This is a genomic window from Yoonia vestfoldensis DSM 16212 (genome assembly GCF_000382265.1).
Taxonomy (GTDB): Bacteria; Pseudomonadota; Alphaproteobacteria; order Rhodobacterales; family Rhodobacteraceae; genus Yoonia; species Yoonia vestfoldensis.
The window spans coordinates 22,285-41,854 of sequence record NZ_KB907989.1 but is presented as its reverse complement, the minus strand read 5'-3'; the positions used below and the strand labels follow the sequence as shown (position 1 = coordinate 41,854).

Below are 19,570 nucleotides of genomic sequence, written 5' to 3'. Positions count from 1 at the left end.
TTAACCTTTCGTTGCTTCTGGGTGTTGGTGCGCCAGCTGAAAATATCCGGACCGATTGAACTGCCAAAGGGTAACCAACGAGTCGATGACTATGCCACCCCCGAACAGCAAAGCGATCAGCTGCAGATCTGGTACGAACACGCCCATTCGATACGCGACAAAAGCGGAACCGTAGTAAACGATGCTCACGAATAACGACTGATAGAGCATTAAATCTGTCCGACCGACGCCGTAGAAATAGCTGTCAAGCATGTGGTTGAAAGCAAAGACTATGTAGAAGCCAAGCATCAGCAGGGTCAGCGACACAACTCTGTCTGCTTCGGTTGACCCCATTGCTGTGGCGACGAACCATGTCCAAGCAGGTATGGTAACGAGCCAGACCAGAATGATGATCAAAGTCAGCCAAGGATATCCATTGAATCGGACACCCAGCCTACCACCATGATTTCCTGCATCCTGCCGAAGCAGCGTTCCGAGCGTCAAAACCGGCAAGAGCAGCCAACCCCAGATAAAGCCGTTCGTAACCCAAAAGAGCCCAGCTTCCTGCACTTCATTCATCAGGCGCAGAATCATGAGTGAAAACGCTAGGTTCCGGACGGCAGATTCAAGGCCAGATCGGATCGCGACACGAAACCAGTTTCTTGCCCAACCATGATTTGCCGGGCGCGTTATCCTGCCAACCAATCCAAGCCTGCGTAGAATAAGCGCCGAAGGGATCAACAAAAGCATACCCACGGTGATATTGGTCAAGGCAACACCGGTCACCGCAAGGTCCATAGACCAAGGGAATTGACCGACAAAGAATGCATCAAAGGCTATTGTTGCAATGGCTCGGACGACAACCAGCAAGAGGACCAGTCGGTACAAACCAAGGGCCACGATCACAACGATACAGATATCGTTCAGTGTGCCGATCATGATCGCAATGGATTCGAGGCGAATGAAGCGTGCGGTCAAGGATTGAAGGTCAACTTGCTGCGCCATGGCGGCCGTAAACCAGTCTGCGCCCACAAGAATGATCAGTGTCAGCACCGCATAAGCTGCCATCGTCAAAACCAAAGCCCAGCTTACGCGATCACGCAATGCGGGAAGATCTCGAATAACCTGCCCAAAGACAAAGTAGAGCGGCAAAAGGAGTGCCTCTTGCAGCACTTCATAGGATAGGTGAAGCCACGCTGATTGCGCGGCAATACTGATGTTCCATGTGTCGGGTACTGAGTTCAGGAAGTAGATCCTAACGGTCGAGTAAACCGCTGGAAAAAACGCAACAAGAAAAATCGAACCCCAGAGCCGGTAATTTATGGACCGCATTAACAAAAACCTCTCTCAACCAATTGATGAAAGTCGCTTTATGAGGGATCACCTTTCGCGTCAAGCGAGCAACCGCCACCAGCAACCGACTGAAATCGTTTGAATTTCGTACAGCGAGTACCCACAATATGCCCACCACCCGCGATATCGTCCTCGCCGCGCTGGACGCGCGGCTGCTTCCACTTGCCGCCCTCACCTTGCGTGATGAAGTCCTGCCCGATCGAATCCCGGCAGCGGGCCTGATCATCCTGCGGGACGGCCAACCCGGCGAGCCAGAGGTGACGCTGTCACCCCTGCGCTACCACTACCAGCACCGGGCCGAGCTTGAGGTGGTCGTCCAGGCACCGAATGGCCGCGCCAGCGCCTTCGACAGCCTGATCGCCACCATTGGCACCACGCTGGAAGCCGATCGTACATTGGGCGGGTTATGCGACTGGGTTGAACCAGAGGCCCCGGCCTCGGTCGATCTGCCCATCGAGGGCGCGGCAGCGATGAAGGCGGCGGTGATCACCGTCGTCTTGCACTACACCACCTCCGGCCCACTGGCCTGACATTCCGACAATAAGGAGAAAGATATGGCACGTGCGCAAGGCGCGCGGGCGCAGATGGCGCTTGCGTATGAGACAGTTTACGGGACCCCGCCGCTCAGTGGTTTCACAAAGATGCCGTTCGCCAGCACTTCGCTAGGATCGGAACAGCCGCTCCTGAACAGCGAACTGCTCGGCTATGGCCGCGACCCGCTGGCCCCGATCAAGGACGCGGTGACAGCCGACGGCGATGTCATGGTGCCGATCGACGCCGAGGCCTTCGGGTTTTGGCTGAAGGCGGCCTTCGGCGATCCGATCACCTCTGGTGTGGGGCCCTACACCCATGAGTTCCGCTCGGGCAGCTGGACCCTGCCATCGATGTCGATCGAGACCGGCATGCCCGAGGTACCGCGTTTTGCGATGTATTCGGGCTGCGTGCTGGATCAGCTGTCGTGGCAGGTGCAACGCTCTGGCCTGCTGACCGCCACCGCGCGGCTGGTGGCACAGGGGGAGACCATTGCGATTACGACCAGCGCAGGCACGCCCCCTGAACTGGGCTTGAAGCGGTTCGGGCATTTCAACGGCGCGATCAGCCGGAACGGCACGGCACTCGGCAATGTCGTCTCCGCCGAGATCACCTATGCCAACAACCTCGACCGGATCGAGACCATCCGCAGCGATGGCAAGATCGACGGGGCCGATCCGTCCATCGCAGCACTGACTGGCCGAATCGAGGTTCGCTTTGCCGACAGTACGCTGGTGACGCAGGCGATCAACGGCGATCCCTGCGAGATCAGCTTCGCCTATGTCCTGCCCTCGGGGGATAGCTTCACCTTCACCGTTCACGCCGTCTACCTGCCGCGCCCCCGGATCGAGATTTCCGGACCGCAGGGCGTGCAGGCCACCTTTGACTGGCAAGCGGCGAAAGCCACCAGTCCCGCTCGCATGTGCACCGCAACCCTGATCAACGATATTGAGGCATACTGATGATCCGTCTGAACCTGACCGCCACGCCGCAATGGCTGGACCTCGCCCCCGGGCTGCGCCTGCTGGTCGGCCCCCTGACCACTGCGCTGATGGTTTCAGCGCGTGCCGATCTTGCCATCGAAGGACTGCCCGATGGTGCTTCTCAAGAGGAACTGGCGCTGGCCATGGCGAAAGCCGTGGCCCGGCGCGCGGTGCTGGATTGGGAGGGCGTCGGCGATGACGCGGGCAACGTTGTGTCCGTTTCGCCAATGGGCATCGACGCCCTGCTGGAAATCTGGCCGGTCTTCGAGGCATTCCAGACACAATATGTCGCACGCGGCCTGATCCTGGACGCGGAAAAAAACGTCTCCGCGCCCTCGCCGAATGGTCCTTCGGCGGGGGCGACGGCTACTGCGCGGCCTGCACGGGGCGCTGCCCCGACTGCCCCGCAAGACTGAACCGGCCGCAAACGCAGGACGGCTGGCAGGTCTGGGATCTGGTCGGCCGCCTCGGCGGACAGTTGCGGGTAATCCCCGGCGCTGTCCTAGGCTGGGACATGAGCGCGGCTCTCGCCATGGCTCGGGCCCTTGGGATCGACCCACTGATCGCCGCTGAACTGCTGCCCGAGATCGAGGCCGTGATGGTCCGCATGCTGAACGAACAGATGGAAGGAAGCCGCGATGGCTGAAAAGAGAGTCAGCGTCCGTCTCGTGGCGGAGGGCGGCCGCCAGGTCCGCGCCGAGTTGGAAGGTGTTGGTGAGGCAGGCGCGCGGGGCTTCGGGCGGCTGTCGCGCGAGATGGACATGGCGAATGCGCGCGTTGCCGCTTTTGCCCGCCGAGCGACGGTGGCTGCTGCGGCCGCCACTGCGGCGCTGGCGGCGGCGGGGGTCGCGATGATCCGCTCCGGCCTGCAGACCGTCGATGCGCAGGCCAAGATGGCGCAGTCGCTGGGCACGACGGTCGCCAGCCTTCAGGTGCTGGAGCGCGCGGGCGATCTGGCTGGCGTGTCGATGGGTCAGGTCGAGCAGGCCACGGTGCAATTGACCCGGCGGCTGAGCCAGGCGGCTGCGGGCACCGGACCAGCGGTCGATGCCTTGGACCGCCTGCACCTCTCGGCCGAGGAGTTGCAGCGCCTGCCGCTGGATGCGCGCATCGCGGCCATTCAGGAGGCGCTCGGGCAGTTTGTCCCCGAGGCCGAACGCGCGGCGGTGGCCTCGCAGCTCTTCGGCGACCGCGCGGCGCTGGTATTCACCCGGATCGACACTGCGACACTGCGCCAGGCGACCGAGGATGTGCTTGCCTTCGGGGTTGTCGTTTCCGAAGCTGACGCAGACCAGATTGAACGTGCCAATGACGCGATCTCGCGTCTCGGCCTGATCTGGCGGGGTCTGTCGAACCAGCTGGCGGTCGCCGCCGCACCAGCGTTAGAAGCGGTGGCCAACGCCATGGCGGCGATTGCCAGCCGCACCGGGCCACTCGGGATCGCGATCAAGGCGCTGTTCGACAACCTCGGACGGCTGACCACCTATGCCGCGACGTTCGCAGGCCTCATGGCCGGGCGCTGGGTCGCGGGCATGGCGGCGGCGGCATTGTCGGTGCGCGGGCTCGCCACGGCCCTCGTGCTCCTGCGCGGCGCGCTGATCCGCACCGGCATCGGGGCGCTGATCGTCGGCGCGGGCGAGCTGGTCTATCAATTCTCGCAACTTGTCACCCGGGTTGGCGGCGTTGGAGAGGCGTTCCGGCTGCTTGGCAATCTGGCCAAGGAGGTCTGGTTGCGGATGGGGCTGGCGCTCGATGGTGCGCTGGCACAGATGGCGGCCGGTTGGGAAGGGCTGAAGGCGGCCGGGATTTCGGCACTTGAGGGTACAATCGCGGGCGTCGTCAGTTTCGGCGACCGGACGGCGGCGATCTTCCAGGGGGCCTATGATGCAGCCGTGGCGATCTGGGGCAGTCTGCCTGGTGCCATCGGTGACTTTGCGTTTCAGGCCGCAAACGGGCTGATCTCCGGCGTCGAGGCGATGCTGAACGGTGTCGTCACCCGGATCAACACTTTCATCACCGGGTTGAACGCAGCGCTAGCGCTGCTGCCGGAATGGGCAACGGGTGAAGGTGGCATCAGGATCGGCACGCTGGATCCGGTGGACCTGGCGCGGATCGGCAACCCGTTTGAGGGTGCGGCAACCGCAGCGGGTGCCGCCGCAGCCGACGCCTTCTCCTCCGCGCTGTCGCGCACTTATCTTGAACCACCTGACCTTGGCCTTGGCACAATGGCCGAAGACGCCCGCGCCCGTGCCGATGGTTACCACGAGGCGGCGGGAATGCTCGCCGATGCCGCCGGTCGACCGTTGGCCAGCTGGCAAGCCCTGCGCGACGCCGTGACCGGCAGCGGGGCGGAGGCTGAAGCCGCACTGGCCGATGCTGCAGCCTCGGCCGACACACTCGGGCTGGAATTGGACGAGACTGCCGCCGCTGCTGGTGGTGCGGGAGCCGCGGCGCGCGCTGCCGGGGCAGCAGCAGCCGAGGGCGCGGAGCAAGCCGCAACAGGATGGGGCGCAGTCACCGCAGCGCTCGCCGACTATGCCGCCAAGGCCCGCGACATTGGTGGCGATATCGGCCAGACACTGGTCGGTGCATTCCAAAGCGCCGAAGACGCGGTGGCCACCTTTGTGAAAACCGGCAAACTGGATTTTCGCGACCTCGTCACCTCGATGATCGCCGATCTGGCAAAACTGGCGGCCCGCCGTTTCATCCTCGGGCCTATCGCCGATGCCCTCTCGAGCGCGCTGGGCGGTGCGGGTGGATTGTTCGCCGATGTCCTGCATGGCGGTGGCACGGTCGGATCGCCCGGCCCGGGCCGCATGGTACCAGCCATGGCCTTCGCGGGCGCACCACGCATGCATTCCGGTGGCTGGGCGGGACTGCGACCGGACGAGGTGCCCGCGATCCTCCAGCGCGGCGAGCGCGTGCTGTCGCGCCGGGAGGCGGCTGGCTATGGCCAAGGGCAGAGCGCCGCCCCAAATATCTCCGTCACGATCAACGCGCGTGACGCCGAAAGCTTCCGGCAATCGCGCACACAGGTCGCGGCCGACATCGCCCGCGCCGTCTCACTTGGCCGAAGGGGTATGTGATGGCGTTCCATGAAGCTCGCTTCCCCGACAACATCAGCCGTGGCGCGCGAGGTGGGCCGGAACGACGCACCCAGATCGTTGAATTGGCGAGCGGCGACGAGGAACGCAACGCCAGCTGGGCCAACAGCCGGAGGCGGTTTGACGTCGCCTACGGCATTCGCCGCGCCGATGATCTGGCTTTGGTCGTCGCCTTCTTCGAGGCCCGGAACGCTCGCCTGCACGGGTTCCGCTACAAGGATTGGTCGGATTACAAATCCTGCCTGCCGTCGCAGGCCGTGGCCCCGACCGACCAGCCGATCGGCACCGGCAACGGCGCTGTCACAACCTTCGCGCTCCTGAAACGCTACACCTCCGGCGCGCAAAGCTGGACCCGCGCCATCGCCAAGCCGGTCGCAGGCACAGTCCGCCTCGCTCTGAGCGGGGTCGAGCAGATGTCGGGCTGGAGCATCGACACCGCCACCGGCAGTGTCACGTTCGTGACCGCACCGGGCGCAGGCGTTGCGATCACGACAGGCTTCGAATTCGATGTGCCCGTCCGCTTCGACACCGACACGCTGGATGTCACCCTCGATGTCGAGCGGCTCGGGTCAATCACCTCCATCCCCCTGCTGGAGATCCGCAGATGAAATCCCTCTCCCCTGCGCTGCAGGCCCATCTGGACGATGGCACCACCACCTTGGCCTGGTGCTGGCGGATTTCGCGAGCGGACGGCGTGGCGCTGGGCTTCACCGATCATGATCGCGCCCTAAGCTTTGACGGCACCGAGTTTGAGCCTGAAAGCGGTTTCGCCGCCTCGGAAATCCGCTCAGGCTCCGATCTGGCCGTCGATGCGCAAGATGCCACCGGCGTGCTGACTTCGGATCGGATCAAGGAAACTGATATCCTCGACGGACGCTGGGACAATGCTGCGGTGGAGCTGTGGCGAGTGAACTGGTCCAACACCAGCCAGCGGGTGCTGCTGCGCCGGGGTGCAGTGGGGCAAATCCGCCGCGGGCGTTTGGCCTTCGTGGCTGAAGTTCGGTCCTTGGCGCATGTGCTGGGCCAGACCGTCGGCTGGACGTTTCAGGCGGGCTGTGATGCGGCGCTGGGCGACGCGCGCTGTGGGATCAATCTGAAAAACACCGTCTACAAGGGTTCGGGCGTGGTCACCGACCTGTTGCGCGACCGTGCGTTCATGGCCTCGGGGTTGTCCGGTTTTGACGCTGGCTGGTTCACATCAGGCACGGTCACCTGGATCAGCGGTACCAATGCCGGGCGGATCACTGAAGTACTGGCCCATGGATTGGCCGATGCCATCGCCACCCTGACCCTCCTGGAAGCGCCAGTGCGTGCCATCGCCGAGGGGGACAGCTTCATCGCGCGGGCGGGCTGCGACAAGCGGATCGCCACCTGTGGGGCGAAGTTCGTCAACACCGCCAACTTTCGCGGGTTCCCGAACATTCCCGGCCAAGATGCCGTGTTGCGCTATGCCAGCCAAGACGGCGGCCATGAAGGGAGCGTGCTGTGATGAACGACGTTTCCGTTGGAAACGGCGGGCGGCAGTGCATCGTCTCACGATGCACGAGAGCCATCGCTGATCCCGTCCTCGTTGTCGCCACAGCGCGGTTATGGCTGGGCACGCCCTATCACGACCAGGCGAGTCAGCGCGGGGTCGGCTGCGACTGCCTCGGGCTGGCACGTGGCGTCTGGCGCGATGTTGTAGGAGACGAGCCTTTTCCGATCCCGCCCTACAGTCGGGATTGGGGCGAAACAGGGCCTCACGAGGTGCTGGCGAACGCTGCCGCATCAATGTTGATCCCGATTGCAATGAGTGATGTCGGTCCCGGCGCGCTGATCCTGTTCCGCATGGCCCCGCGCGCCATTGCCAAGCATGTCGGGATTCGGACCACCCCCGACCGCTTCATCCATTCCTACGAACGGCTTGGCGTCGTCGAAGAAATCCTGACCCCAACATGGCGACGGCGTATCGCTTTCGCCTTCATGTTCCCACGCTCCAGCAACATCTGAGATTTTCACATGGCAACTTTGGTTCTCGGTGCCGTCGGCTCCGCGATTGGTGGCGCTTTTGGCGGTGCCATCCTCGGCTTTTCTGGTGCTGCCATCGGTGGCTTCATCGGCTCGACCATCGGGTCGGTCGTCGACAACTGGATCGTGTCGTCCCTCGCCCCGGCCCAACGGATCGAAGGCGCGCGGCTGGATAGCCTGCGCATCACGTCCTCGACCGAAGGGGCCGTGATCCCGCGCCTCTTTGGCCGGATGCGCATCGGCGGCAACATCATCTGGGCTACGGATTTTCGCGAAGAGGTCAACACCACCAGTCAGGGCGGCGGCAAGGGCAGCGGGCCGAAGGTCACGACCACCGAGTATCTCTACTATGCGTCTTTCGCCGTCGCTTTGTGCGAGGGGGAGATCACCGGTATCGGCCGCGTCTGGGCAGACGGCAAGCCCATGGATATGACCGGCGTCACCTGGCGCTGGTATCCCGGCGACGAGGCGCAAAGCCCCGATCCCTTCATTGCAGCCAAGATGGGCGCGGCCAACACCCCCGCCTATCGCGGCACGGCCTATGTTGTGTTTGAGGAACTGAACCTCAGTGGTTTCGGCAATCGCCTGCCGCAGATCAGTTTTGAGGTGTTCCGGCCCCTCGCGGATCCGGACACCGCCGAGGGGCTGGTAAAGGCCGTGACATTGATCCCAGCTTCAGGGGAATTCAGCTATGCCATTGCGCCGGTCAAGAAGACCAGTGGCGGCAGCACGAACATCCTCGGCCAGACCTCGGGTGGCAGCACCGTCGCCGAGAACCTGAACGCCATTTCCGACACGGCCGACATCGTTGTGGCGCTGGACCGGCTGCAATCCATGGCACCGGCGGTGGAAAGCGTGTCGCTGGTGGTGGCGTGGTTCGGCGATGACCTGCGCGCAGGCAATTGCAAGGTTCGCCCCGGCGTCGAGGTTGCAGCCAAGACCACGACACCGTCGGCGTGGTCAGTGAACGGCGTCAGCCGCGCCAGTGCCTTTCTGGTCAGCCGGGATGCCGAAGACCGCCCGGTCTATGGCGGCACGCCTGCAGACTTCGCTGTGGTGCAGGCAATCAGGGAAATGAAGGCGCGAGGGCTACGCGTCACCTTTTATCCGTTCATTCTGATGGATGTGCCGCCCGGCAACGTGCTGCCGAACCCCTACAGCGACAACGCGGCCACGACCGGTCAGCCGATCTTCCCGTGGCGGGGCCGGATCACCTGTTCCCCGGCGGCCAATTATGCCGGGACCGTGGACAAGACCGCCACGGCGGCCACGCAGGTTGCAGCCCTGTTCGGCACAACAACACCTGCCAACTTCAGCGTTTCCGGAGAGGCGGTCACATGGACCGGCCCGGTCGGTGAGTGGGGCCTGCGCCGCATGGTGCTGCATTACGCCCAGCTTTGCAAAGCGGCTGGCGGAGTCGATGCTTTCCTGATCGGCACCGAGATGCCCGGTCTGACCACGATCCGCAGCGGGGCCACGACCTATCCGGCAGTGCAGGCCTATCGCGATCTGGCTGCAGCCATCCGTGCAATCCTCGGGCCGGGCACCAAGATCAGCTACGCAGCCGACTGGTCGGAGTATTTCGGCCACCAGCCAGGCGACGGCAGTGGCGACGTCTTCTTCCACCTCGACGCACTCTGGTCGGACGCGAACATCGATTTCATCGGCATCGATAACTACATGCCGCTCTCGGATTGGCGCGACGGATTTGATCATGCTGATGCAGCACTGGCCCCGGCGATCTATGACCGCGCCTATCTGCAATCGAACATCATCGGCGGCGAAGGGTTTGACTGGTTCTATCCCAATCCAGCCGACCGGACGGCGCAGGTTCGCACGCCGATCACTGATGGGGCAGCGGCCAAGCCATGGGTCTTCCGCTTCAAGGATCTGCGGGCATGGTGGCAAAACCCGCATTTCAACCGACCCGGTGGTGTGGAAATTGGGACGCCAACGGCATGGGTGCCGCAATCAAAGCCGATCTGGTTCACAGAGTTAGGGTGTCCAGCGATTGATCGTGGCACCAATCAGCCGAACGTGTTTTTCGATCCAAAATCGTCGGAGAGCTTCACGCCCTATTTCTCACGGGGCTGGCGGGATGATGCGATCCAACGTGCCTATCTTGAAGCGACGTATCTTTTCTGGGCCGCATCGGCGAACAACCCTGCGTCCTCGATCTATGGTAACCGCATGGTCCATGTCCCTGAATGCGCTGCCTGGACCTGGGACGCGCGGCCCTATCCATTCTTTCCCGAACTGACGGACGTCTGGACCGATGGCCCGAATTGGCAACTCGGTCACTGGCTGACCGGGCGACTTGGCGCGGTATCGCTGGCGGCATTGGTGCGGCACCTGTGCCTGCGCGCCGGAATGCTGGAAGACCAGATCGACGTTTCCGGGCTTTGGGGCGCGGTCGAGGGCTATGTGATCTCCGCACTGGAAGCCCCTCGCGCCTCGATCTCGACCCTCGCGCGCCATTTCGGCTTTGATGCCGTTGAGAGTGAGGGCCGCATCCGGTTTCTGATGCGCGGCCGGATCGCCGGTCTGACCATCACACCCGACAGCATGGTGGCCCCCGCCTCGGCACAGGGCGATGTGATGGAACTGACCCGCGCGCAGGAAACCGAACTGCCGCAGGCGCTGAAATGGCAGGTTGCCCGCGCGGATGAGGATTATGACGCGGCGCAGGTCGAGGCCCGGCGCATCACCGTCGACACCACGCGCATCGCGTCCGAGGCGTTCCCAATTGCGGTGCCGCCCGAAGAGGCGGAGCGCCGTTGCCGTCGTGCGCTGATGGAGGCTTGGGTCGGGCGCGAAAGTGCCGTGTTCCGCCTGCCGCCCTCACGTCTGGCGCTGGATCCCTGCGATGTGATCCTGCTCGACCATGACGGCCGCCTGACCGAGATGCGGTTGGTGTCGATTGCAGACTCGGACCTGCGCAGCATTGATGCTGTTCGCCAGGACCGGGCCGTCTACGATTTGCCGCCCGGCGAGCCGCGCCCAGCCTCACTGTCGGTGCCCACGGTGTTCGGAACACCCGATGTGATCCTGCTTGACCTGCCGCAGCTACGGGAGGATCAGCCAGCCCATCGTCCCTTTGTCGCCGCCCATGCAAAGCCGTGGCCCGGCGAAATGGCGGTGTATCGCAGCGCCGCGACGGATGGTTTTGCGCTGCTGGCCACATTTGGGAGCCGCGCACGGATCGGCGTGCTGGCGGAAAGCTTTTATGCCGGGCCGGTGTCGCGCTTTGATCGAGGCAATACGCTGGTGGTTGATCTGTTCTCGGGGACATTGGAGAGCGTCACCGACATCTCGCTCTTGGGCGGGGCCAATGCACTCGCAGTGGAAACTGGTCCCGGGCAATGGGAAATCGTCCAAGCGGGAGCGGCAGAGCTGATCGCGCCGAGACGATATCGCCTGACCCGGCTGCTGCGCGGTCAGCGTGGGACAGAAGGTGCTGTTGTCAGCATCGTCCCGACCGGCGCGCGGGTTGTCGTGCTGGACACTACGCTGGCCTCACTACCGATTTCTGAGGCCGATCTCGGTCTGCCATGGAACTGGCGCATCGGCCCGGCCTCACGCCCGGTCGGCGATGAAACCTTTGTCGCGGCCACATTCACGCCGGAGGGCGCTGGGCTGCGGCCCTTCTCTGTGGCGCATGTGGAACAACCGTGGCGCACCGCTCGCAGCCCGGGCGACTTGACGATCCGCTGGACGCGCCGGTCGCGGTCGCTTGCAGCCGATAACTGGGGTGCGGGCGATGTTCCTTTGGCGGAAGACAGTGAGGCCTATGAGGTGGAAATCTTCGACGGGGCAACTCGTAAGAGATCCTTACAAGTTGCCGCACCCTCTGCCCTCTACACCGCCGCCCAGCAGACAACCGATTGGGGCGCTCCCCTTGGCCCCGGCCAATCCATCGCAGTTCGGATCTACCAACTCTCGGCCCTGATCGGCCGGGGTGCCGTTCGATCCGTCACGCTCACCTTCTGAAAGCAGGACCATGTCCGACATCACCACCCATCTCCTGCTGCCATACATCCTGGCATCGCAGGCCCAAAAGCATGTCACCCACAATGAAGCCCTGCGGCTGCTCGATGCCATGGTCCAGCTGTCGGTCCTCGACCGAAACCGCACGACGCCGCCTGCGAGCCCTGCCGACGGTGATCGGCATATCGTGGCCAGTGGGGCCACCGGGCTGTGGGCCGGTTGGGATCTGAACGTGGCCTTCTGGGTCGACGGCGTCTGGATGCGCTTGGTACCGCGCCCGGGCTGGCTGGCTTGGATCGCGGATGAGGCTGCCTTTGTTGTCTGGAATGGCACCACCTGGGATGCGGTCGGCGAACCGGTGGATGTGTCTGATGCCATCTTCAGTCTGGTGAGCAACGCCGATCCAACGAAGAAGGCGACGTTTTCTTTGTCGGGGATCACCACCGGCACCACTCGGACGTTCATCCTGCCAAACACGTCATCGGAACTGGCAATCCTTGCGGGCACGCAGACATTCAGCGGCAACAAGACGTTTTCCGGCACCCTGACAGCGTCGGGCACGGTGACGGTATCGGCAGCCGCAGCATCCATCGGCACGGCAACGACGACAGCAACCTATGGGATGGGAACCGGGACCACGACGACCGGGGTCACCAAGACGCTGAACCTCGGCACCGGCGGCGCATCCGGATCAACCACGGTTGTCAACATCGGCTCGGCCACCGCTGGCGCGGGCGGGGCCATGGTGGTGAACACGCCGACCGTCACCTTCGCCAATGCCGTGACACAGGTCGGGATGCCGCAAGCCAACCTGACAGCCCAGCTGCTGGGCCTCGGCGGGGCCACGGCTGACAGCTACAATCGGCTGTCGATCAATGCACCGGCTATGCTGTTCAATAATTCAGGCGCGGGGATCGAGGCGACTTTCAACAAGAACGCCGCTGGAAATGACGCCGCCTTTGCCTTCAAGACTGGGTTTTCGGCACGAGCTCTGATCGGGTTGCTGGGCAATGACGACTTCAGCTTCAAGGTCAGCCCGAACGGATCGACCTTTTTTGACGCCATCAGGATCGACCGGAACTCGGGCCGGGTTGAACTGCCCGAACCGCTGCACATGCCCAGCCTGCCCGCCGCCCCGGACCCACCGCCTGCGGGCAAGCTCGCGGTCTATGCCCGGGACCGCGCCGGGGCGGGATGGCTCGATGTGCAGCGCCCCTCGGGCCGGTTCTTTCCGTTGCAGCCGCATTTCGGAGTCAACCGGATCGCGACATGGGCACCCTCGACCAGCACCACCGTCAACACCAATGGCATGCCGCGTACCGCCGTCGGCACGGTTGCGACGCCAACTTTGGCCACCACCAACCTCTCGACCAGCATGCGCCGCTGGCGGGTGACCAGCGCTGCGACGGCCGACGCGGTGGCCGAAGAACGATCTGCAGGCTGGGTCTGCTGGCGCGGCAATGCCGATGGTTTGGGCGGCTGGAACTACGTCAACCGCCTGTCTCTGACGACCCTGCAGGCCAACGGCATGGGCTTCTTCGGGCTTTATGGGTCGACTGCTGCGCTCGCCACCACGCTGACATTGGCGGCTGCGGTCAACTGCATCGGCATCGGCTTCCAGCGCGGCACCCATACCAACTGGCAGCTGGTGCACAACGATGGCACCGGCGCGCCGACGCTAACCGATTTGGGCGCGAGCTTCCCGGTGAACAACCTGACCAATGTGCTCACTCTCTATATCTCCGCCGCGCCGAACGGATCTGACGTAGGCGTCCGCGTCGTCGAAGAGGTCAGCGGCACGGCCGTCGAGTTCACCATCACCACCGACATGCCCGCCGCCACCCAGCTTCTGAGCCCACGCAACTACATGAACAACGGCGCAACGGCGGCGGCGGTCGCCTACGACTGCTCGGGTGTCTACGTCGAGACCGATTATTGAAGGGACATCATCATGACAGAACGAACCACACTGCTACAAGAGGTTGGCGCAGCCTTGCGTGACCACGGCATCACCGCCGCCATCACTGCCCTGATCGGCGGCACGATTGCCCTGCTGGCCGCCGTCACACGCCGGGCCTTCACCAACGACGCCATGCTGGCGCGGCTGGACCGCGAACTTATGGCCGAGCGTGACCGCGTGGATCGGCAGCGCGCCGAGGACCGCAAAGGCGACGCCGACCGGCTGGAGCGCATTGAGACCGACATCCGCGCCATGCGCGATCTGATGTTTGAAGCCTTCCAGCGCGGCCGCACCGACTGACCGACGACCATACCCATCACCAAACCTGTCACCCGACCCGCCCCAGAGGCGGGTTTTGCATTTCTGGAGCCCACCATGCCGACCACGACCTACGCTCATTTCCGCGACGTGCCTGAAAGCGCCTGGCGCTGGCCCAGCTTTTCCCCGGCCGAGATCGCCTGCCGCGGCACCGGCGCGATCAAGATCAACACCGAAGCCATGGACAAGCTGCAATCCCTGCGCAACCGTCTCGGCAAACCGCTGATCGTTCGCTCCGGCTATCGCAGCCCCAGCCACAACCGGGCGGTTGGCGGGGCACCGGCCTCCAAGCACATGCTGGGCACCGCGTTCGACATCGCCATGTCGAACCATGATCCAGCCACTTTCGCCGAGGTCGCCCGCGCCGTGGGTTTTCTGGGCTTTGGCACTTATCCTCGGTCGGGTTTTATGCACATCGACCTCGGGCCCGCGCGCAGCTGGGGCGACCCCTTCGCCATTCGCGCAACACCCTTTGTGCCGGAGTTGGCTCCTGCCCGCGAAGTCTTGGCAGATAGCCGCACCCTGAAAGGCGGCGGGGCAGCCGGGGTGGCGACCATCAGCGCAGCAGGTGTGGAGGTGGCACAGGACGTCCTGGCCGAAACCCAATACGCCATCCTGCCGCTGGTACCCTATCTCGACACCTTGCGCTGGGTGTTCATTGCCGTGGCCCTGATCGGTATCGCCGTCGCCATCCACGCCCGGGTCGACGACTGGAAACGGGGCCAGCGATGATGGGCTGGATCACAACCACTGTCGCCAGCGGCCCGGCGCGCAAAGCGCTGGGCTTGTTTCTGGCGGCCCTTACCATCGGGCTGTTCATTCTAAACCTTCGCCGCGCCGGTGAACGCACGGGGCAGTTGGCTGAACGCCTTTCATCATCGGAGAAAACCCATGAAATCCAACGCCAGATGCTGGACGCCGCCAGCCGTCGTCCCCCTGATCGCGACGCTTTGGCTCAGCGGATGCGCAACGGTCAGTTCTGACGCACGCGCGCCATGTCCGCGCGTGGTGCTCTACAGCGCCACCGAACAGGCGCGCGCCGCATCCGAAGTGGCTGCCCTGCCAGAGAGCGCGGTCGTTGTCCGGATGCTGAGCGATTACGCCGTTCTGCGCGATCAGGTACGGGCGTGCATATGACTGCTGGGCCGGGCTCTCAACCGACAAGAGTACAAGGCGGCTGGATAATTGGATGACCGACGCAGTGGGCGGATTGCAGACATTCGCTGCGGATGCAAATAGATTACTTTGAAACCTGAAAGGCGGACGTTAAAAAAAGCAATCCCTTTAAATTCTGGTCTCTCAGGGCTTATTTACGGGCACCGCTTGTTTGGGTGGATAAATGAAGAGCGAGCCAGATATTTAGATCTCCATGATGTGGGTCAAGGCTCGCGGCGACTCTTTCACCAGTTCTTCTTGACTTCCTCATATTGCTTTCTAAGTTCCTCGCTCCCATCGAGTTCTGCCTGAATATCCTTTTCGTATTCTTCAGCTTTTCTCTTCGCTTCAGAACTTATTTGCTTCTTTTTTCTTTCATGCTCGCGTGCAACGTAGACATTCATTTTATCGAGCCCATCGACAACAGAAATTGCTCCATTCCTCAAGGCAGATGCGACTTTCACTGGTCGAAAACTATCTTTTACCTCAGCCACTCGGTCTTCTTCTTTGTGCTTGTCCTCATTGTCCTTAAGCTGAGCGAGAACTCGGGCGCTCGTTACAAGCGGAATAATTTCGTGAGGATAGTAGAGTGCTGTTTTTGCAGGTATGCGCAGCACTTCATAGCCTATCTCTTTAAGGAATGAGTCGCGCTTTTTATCTCGCTCAACCGCCTCTGGTGACGAATGGTATGCCGCTCCATCGATTTCGACCACCAAGCGGTTGTCCACAAGAAAATCAAGTCTGTAGGAGGAAACCGGAACTTGTAGATGCAGTTTCAGTCCCTCACCTGAAAGAAGGCCGTTTTTCGGCTTGAGGTCAAACGCTGAAATCATTGAATGTAAGAATGCTGTTTCCGCAGGAGACTCGCACACCGCCTCAAAACGGTCGAGCCAACCATCACTCGTGGGGGTTAAATCTTTTAATTGATTGTGGCCCTGTCGCTCATTGCTAGTAGGCTTTGAAACATCATCATAGACTGAGAACGCAATTACCACTGCTAACGCAAAACTCAGCGGGAAAATAAAGCCGATGAGCACAAAAATGATGACTAAGCCGACACGGAGAGAGATATTAGCGTTCATAAAGAACCTTTAAAAATTTGTTTGAGCTAGTAGCATGAATCGATGTCTACCAGAAACAGCAATGTGTAGCACCCCGAATGTCCGCAGTGGTGCTGCGCTGAGGCAGCATCAGCTCGTCGTGCCAAAGTCGACAATGGGCCGTTCGCCTACCGCTAAACGGGACGACGTTTGAACCACCGTTGGCAAAAGCAACTGCGCCTTCACTGCGAATGGTGCTGATTGCCTCTTCGAACGCGGCTCGGTCGTCTTCAAAGAGATTGTCCCAGACAATGGATGTCCCGTCTTCGGTCACAACTTCCAGCGACCAACTGTCCCCGCCTTCAAGTTTGTAAATATCCACCTTGAATGGCACCCCATCCTCAACGATGCGCTGCGAGATGCTGGAAATGACAAGGTTAGGTTCGCGTTCCATCTGAATACCTCTTTAGTCTGCGGCAGATTATAGGAGCATTGAACACTTAAGCCAATGTCCGCAAGGCGGGATGCGATTGCAGCATTTTGAGCAAGCGACGAAAGACAGCTAAGCCCGCATTCCCCAAGTAAATCTGTGATTTCGCTGTCCTGAACTCGTTATTTCCTATATAAAACATAGTGTTGATGGCTGCGAGGGACGTGTTTTATGGATCACCCAGAGGGTGCGAGTTCGGATCGGGGTGATCGGGTCGATTTCGACCGCCGCGTGCGGCTGGAGTTCCGGGGTGCGCAGATCAGTTCGGACGGCGGTTTGCTGGTGATGCGCGAGCTCGATGACGCGCTCGGGCTGTCGGGCCTTGCGTCAGAGGCGCTACGCGATAACCGCACCGGCAAGAACATCGTCCATCGGCTCGACGGGCTGTTCCGGCAGTCAGTGTTCGGGCGGCTGGCCGGATACGAGGATGTCAACGATGCCGACCGTCTCGCGCTCGATCCCGTGATGCGTCAGGTTGTCGGTGGTCGGGCTGTCGATACACAGGCTGCTTCGGCCTCGCAAATGGGGCGGTTCGAGACCGAGACGCTGGCCTTGGCTGAGAACCGGGCGGCGCTGGCAAACCTGAACGGCCAATGGATCGACCGCTTCCACGACCGCAACGGGCTGAAGTATATCGTGCTGGACATGGACAGCTCTGTCAGCCCGACCCATGGCGACCAGGAGGGCTCGGCCTGGAACGGGCATTTTGACTGCACCTGCTATCACCCGAACTTCCTGTTCAACCAGTTCGGCATGCTGGAACGCTGCGCCCTGCGCAATGGCAACGTCCACAGTGCTGACGGCTGGCAGGATGTGCTCGATCCTGTCATCGCCCGATATGCCAAGCGCGACCTCATGCGCTTCTTCCGTGCCGACGCCGCCTATGCGATCCCTGCGATCTACGCGCGGCTGGAAGAGACGGGCTATTTCTACACCATCCGGTTGCCCTCCAATGCAGTGCTCAAGGAGAAGATCGCGCATCGACTGACCCGGCCTGTGGGGCGTCCGTCGCTGACCAAGATCAAGCGGTTCTACGAGGACATTGAGTATCAGGCGCAAAGCTGGGAAAAGCCACGTCGGGTGATCGCCAAGATCGAATGGCATCCGGGCGAGCTGTTCCCAAAAGTGGGCTTCATCGTCACCAAAATGCCGATGGACCCGGACTGGGTGGTGCGCTTCTACAACCAGCGCGGCACAGCAGAGCAGCATATCAAGGAAGGCAAATACGCCTTCCGCTGGACGCGGCTGTCGTGCAAGCGGTTCCGCGACAACGAGGTCCGGCTGCAACTGCACGCCCTTGCCTACAACTTGGCAACGTTCCTGCGCTGCATCGAACTGCCCGAGGCCATGGCCAACTGGTCGCTGACATCCCTCCAGCTCAAGCTGATCAAGATGGGGGCCCGCGTCGTGCGTCACGCCCGCGCCATCACCTTCCAGCTTGCCGAGGTGGCGGTCACAGGCCCCATGGTCAGGGCCATCCTCACTGCGATCCACCGCCTTCGAGCGCCACCGTCATGTGCGTGACCGCGATCCTGACAGAAACTGAACGAAAGCGGCAGGACAGTTCTGTCCACCGCGCTGAAGAACGGCAATGCTGGGCCAGAATGATGCGAGTTTGCGGCCCGACCTGCGCGCATTCGAGCGTTTTGACACATGCGAGCGCCGCCCGAGGCGCAAAACGCTTGATCAGCAGGCGAAATCAGGCGACCCTGACGTCAAACGGCATGCCACTTGGGGAATGTCGGCTCAAAGGCCGCAAGTCATTCGTCGTATTGCCGATGAGTTAGAGCGAGGTGACATCAATTGGTAATTTTGAATACCTACTATGATCTGAAATATCCGAGCGGAACCAATGGATGGGTCGCCACTTTGGGTGAAATACCAGAGCAGAAGTTCCACCCGGATACCGGAAAGGAAGATTTCACTGAGCAGAGGCGTGTAAGAACGTATCTTCAGAATTGGCAGCCGGGGCAAGAATGGAGCCCTCAACCGGTATGCTTGCACTTTGAAGCAAGAGGTAGGAAACTTAGCAAAGTTGACCGAATTTTCCACGGCATGGTTGGCCCATTCATCTCAGAAAACGCAGTTAATAAATTGCGCCCACTTCTCGAGCGGGAGGGCCATGTTTTGCCTCTAGAGGTAATGAACAGCGACGAAAATTTCTATCTGTGGTGGGTGCCATTGGTGAAAAACAGCGTTGATATTGGCCAGTCTGAAAAGTTTCCGAATGGCAAAACCGTTAAGCGCTATGTGTTCAATGAGAGCGAAGTGAAAGGACTGACGGCATTCCGGCCGCACTATTCAGAAATGTATAGTCCGGATGCTCAGGGGCAGGTACTTGTAAGTGAAGATTTCAAGCAAGCGTGGGTTGATGCTGGCCTGACAGGTATCGAGTTCAAGCTTGCCTGATCACACCGCACTATTTGCTGACTGTTGAAACTGCCCAATTGCACAACGAAAGATCAACTGCCAGCCGCCAAACCCTGACATTTTCCCGAAACGGGCCATCTAAGGCTATGATTAACATATGACCTAATGCGAGCTTTATGATAAAAGCTCGCATGAAGACGAGAGCGGACGTTCGCAGAGAGCGCAGCGAAATCCCGGTTCGAGCCCAAACTGCACCGAACGTGCTCAGCTATTCAGGCACCCGGAATATGCAG

The 19,570-nt window shown here is 61.6% G+C and carries 19 protein-coding genes; 16 read left to right on the top strand and 3 right to left on the bottom strand.

The features are described 5' to 3' along the window. Nucleotides 1-1,311: an MATE family Na+-driven efflux transporter gene (locus tag H147_RS19950; RefSeq protein WP_019956315.1), complete on the bottom strand. Its 1,311-nt coding sequence runs from the start codon at nucleotides 1,309-1,311 to the stop codon at nucleotides 1-3. Between the two features lie 128 nt (nucleotides 1,312-1,439). On the opposite strand from H147_RS19950, the gene H147_RS0115540 reads away from it, so the two are divergent. From H147_RS0115540 to H147_RS21545, 14 genes are all read left to right on the top strand, one after another. Beyond that, nucleotides 1,440-1,862, top strand: a complete 423-nt coding sequence (locus H147_RS0115540) for a hypothetical protein (protein ID WP_019956314.1) — start codon at nucleotides 1,440-1,442, stop codon at nucleotides 1,860-1,862. Nucleotides 1,863-1,886: 24 nt separating this feature from the next. Next, nucleotides 1,887-2,825, top strand: coding sequence for a phage tail tube protein (locus tag H147_RS0115535; RefSeq protein ID WP_019956313.1), 939 nt, complete (start codon nucleotides 1,887-1,889; stop codon nucleotides 2,823-2,825). Further along, entirely contained in the window at nucleotides 2,825-3,262 is a 438-nt protein-coding gene (locus H147_RS0115530; protein WP_019956312.1) for a hypothetical protein, read from the top strand. Before H147_RS0115535 ends, H147_RS0115530 begins: the two co-directional genes overlap by 1 nt. A 62-nt stretch (nucleotides 3,263-3,324) precedes the next feature. Next, nucleotides 3,325-3,492: a DUF7697 family protein gene (locus H147_RS21625; RefSeq protein WP_446001675.1), complete on the top strand. Its 168-nt coding sequence runs from the start codon at nucleotides 3,325-3,327 to the stop codon at nucleotides 3,490-3,492. Continuing rightward, entirely contained in the window at nucleotides 3,485-5,932 is a 2,448-nt protein-coding gene (locus H147_RS0115520) for a phage tail tape measure C-terminal domain-containing protein (protein ID WP_026352594.1), read from the top strand. Before H147_RS21625 ends, H147_RS0115520 begins: the two co-directional genes overlap by 8 nt. Continuing rightward, nucleotides 5,932-6,558: a DUF2460 domain-containing protein gene (locus tag H147_RS0115515; protein ID WP_019956309.1), complete on the top strand. Its 627-nt coding sequence runs from the start codon at nucleotides 5,932-5,934 to the stop codon at nucleotides 6,556-6,558. The genes H147_RS0115520 and H147_RS0115515 overlap by 1 nt, the downstream gene beginning before the upstream one ends. Then, nucleotides 6,555-7,439, top strand: a complete 885-nt coding sequence (locus tag H147_RS0115510) for a phage/gene transfer agent baseplate hub protein (protein ID WP_019956308.1) — start codon at nucleotides 6,555-6,557, stop codon at nucleotides 7,437-7,439. Before H147_RS0115515 ends, H147_RS0115510 begins: the two co-directional genes overlap by 4 nt. Beyond that, the gene (locus H147_RS0115505; RefSeq protein WP_019956307.1) at nucleotides 7,439-7,939 is read left to right on the top strand and encodes a C40 family peptidase; all 501 of its coding nucleotides are present in this window, start codon (nucleotides 7,439-7,441) and stop codon (nucleotides 7,937-7,939) included. Before H147_RS0115510 ends, H147_RS0115505 begins: the two co-directional genes overlap by 1 nt. A gap of 9 nt (nucleotides 7,940-7,948) precedes the next feature. Continuing rightward, nucleotides 7,949-11,947: a baseplate multidomain protein megatron gene (locus tag H147_RS0115500; protein WP_019956306.1), complete on the top strand. Its 3,999-nt coding sequence runs from the start codon at nucleotides 7,949-7,951 to the stop codon at nucleotides 11,945-11,947. A gap of 10 nt (nucleotides 11,948-11,957) precedes the next feature. Next, nucleotides 11,958-13,883, top strand: a complete 1,926-nt coding sequence (locus tag H147_RS0115495; RefSeq protein WP_019956305.1) for a DUF2793 domain-containing protein — start codon at nucleotides 11,958-11,960, stop codon at nucleotides 13,881-13,883. A 12-nt stretch (nucleotides 13,884-13,895) separates the two neighbouring features. Next, nucleotides 13,896-14,204 carry a hypothetical protein gene (locus H147_RS0115490; RefSeq protein ID WP_019956304.1) on the top strand — a complete coding sequence of 103 codons (309 nt, stop codon included), beginning with the start codon at nucleotides 13,896-13,898 and terminating at the stop codon, nucleotides 14,202-14,204. 75 nt (nucleotides 14,205-14,279) lie between these two features. Beyond that, nucleotides 14,280-14,954, top strand: a complete 675-nt coding sequence (locus H147_RS0115485) for a YcbK family protein (protein ID WP_019956303.1) — start codon at nucleotides 14,280-14,282, stop codon at nucleotides 14,952-14,954. Continuing rightward, nucleotides 14,951-15,205 (top strand): hypothetical protein, encoded by a 255-nt coding sequence (locus tag H147_RS0115480; RefSeq protein ID WP_019956302.1) that lies wholly within the window; start codon nucleotides 14,951-14,953, stop codon nucleotides 15,203-15,205. The genes H147_RS0115485 and H147_RS0115480 overlap by 4 nt, the downstream gene beginning before the upstream one ends. A 25-nt stretch (nucleotides 15,206-15,230) precedes the next feature. Continuing rightward, complete coding sequence (locus tag H147_RS21545) at nucleotides 15,231-15,359, top strand: hypothetical protein (RefSeq protein WP_311135617.1); 129 nt, start codon at nucleotides 15,231-15,233, stop codon at nucleotides 15,357-15,359. Between the two features lie 263 nt (nucleotides 15,360-15,622). Here the strand turns inward: H147_RS21545 and H147_RS19945 are convergent, their stop codons facing one another. Both H147_RS19945 and H147_RS19940 read right to left on the bottom strand, forming a co-directional pair. Then, on the bottom strand, nucleotides 15,623-16,459 hold the full coding sequence (locus tag H147_RS19945) for an endonuclease domain-containing protein (RefSeq protein ID WP_019956301.1): 837 nt from the start codon (nucleotides 16,457-16,459) through the stop codon (nucleotides 15,623-15,625). 46 nt (nucleotides 16,460-16,505) lie between these two features. Continuing rightward, the gene (locus H147_RS19940) at nucleotides 16,506-16,871 is read right to left on the bottom strand and encodes a hypothetical protein (protein ID WP_019956300.1); all 366 of its coding nucleotides are present in this window, start codon (nucleotides 16,869-16,871) and stop codon (nucleotides 16,506-16,508) included. 207 nt (nucleotides 16,872-17,078) lie between these two features. Between H147_RS19940 and H147_RS0115465 the strand changes: the two genes are divergently transcribed. After that, nucleotides 17,079-18,431 (top strand): IS1380 family transposase, encoded by a 1,353-nt coding sequence (locus tag H147_RS0115465; protein ID WP_019956299.1) that lies wholly within the window; start codon nucleotides 17,079-17,081, stop codon nucleotides 18,429-18,431. Between the two features lie 279 nt (nucleotides 18,432-18,710). Further along, entirely contained in the window at nucleotides 18,711-19,316 is a 606-nt protein-coding gene (locus tag H147_RS21065; RefSeq protein ID WP_162561695.1) for a hypothetical protein, read from the top strand. Nucleotides 19,317-19,570: the final 254 nt, after the last annotated feature.

What these genes read in the sequence shown, in the direction of transcription:
- H147_RS0115530 (WP_019956312.1), top strand. Translation starts at nt 2,825, where the DNA reads ATGATCCGTCTGAACCTGACCGCCACGCCGCAATGGCTGGACCTCGCC.
- H147_RS0115510 (WP_019956308.1), top strand. Translation starts at nt 6,555, where the DNA reads ATGAAATCCCTCTCCCCTGCGCTGCAGGCCCATCTGGACGATGGCACC.
- H147_RS0115520 (WP_026352594.1), top strand. Translation starts at nt 3,485, where the DNA reads ATGGCTGAAAAGAGAGTCAGCGTCCGTCTCGTGGCGGAGGGCGGCCGC.
- H147_RS0115500 (WP_019956306.1), top strand. Translation starts at nt 7,949, where the DNA reads ATGGCAACTTTGGTTCTCGGTGCCGTCGGCTCCGCGATTGGTGGCGCT.
- H147_RS0115480 (WP_019956302.1), top strand. Translation starts at nt 14,951, where the DNA reads ATGATGGGCTGGATCACAACCACTGTCGCCAGCGGCCCGGCGCGCAAA.
- H147_RS0115490 (WP_019956304.1), top strand. Translation starts at nt 13,896, where the DNA reads ATGACAGAACGAACCACACTGCTACAAGAGGTTGGCGCAGCCTTGCGT.
- H147_RS19940 (WP_019956300.1), bottom strand. Translation starts at nt 16,871, where the DNA reads ATGGAACGCGAACCTAACCTTGTCATTTCCAGCATCTCGCAGCGCATC.
- H147_RS0115465 (WP_019956299.1), top strand. Translation starts at nt 17,079, where the DNA reads ATGGATCACCCAGAGGGTGCGAGTTCGGATCGGGGTGATCGGGTCGAT.
- H147_RS0115485 (WP_019956303.1), top strand. Translation starts at nt 14,280, where the DNA reads ATGCCGACCACGACCTACGCTCATTTCCGCGACGTGCCTGAAAGCGCC.
- H147_RS0115535 (WP_019956313.1), top strand. Translation starts at nt 1,887, where the DNA reads ATGGCACGTGCGCAAGGCGCGCGGGCGCAGATGGCGCTTGCGTATGAG.
- H147_RS19950 (WP_019956315.1), bottom strand. Translation starts at nt 1,311, where the DNA reads ATGCGGTCCATAAATTACCGGCTCTGGGGTTCGATTTTTCTTGTTGCG.
- H147_RS19945 (WP_019956301.1), bottom strand. Translation starts at nt 16,459, where the DNA reads ATGAACGCTAATATCTCTCTCCGTGTCGGCTTAGTCATCATTTTTGTG.
- H147_RS0115540 (WP_019956314.1), top strand. Translation starts at nt 1,440, where the DNA reads ATGCCCACCACCCGCGATATCGTCCTCGCCGCGCTGGACGCGCGGCTG.
- H147_RS0115515 (WP_019956309.1), top strand. Translation starts at nt 5,932, where the DNA reads ATGGCGTTCCATGAAGCTCGCTTCCCCGACAACATCAGCCGTGGCGCG.
- H147_RS0115495 (WP_019956305.1), top strand. Translation starts at nt 11,958, where the DNA reads ATGTCCGACATCACCACCCATCTCCTGCTGCCATACATCCTGGCATCG.
- H147_RS0115505 (WP_019956307.1), top strand. Translation starts at nt 7,439, where the DNA reads ATGAACGACGTTTCCGTTGGAAACGGCGGGCGGCAGTGCATCGTCTCA.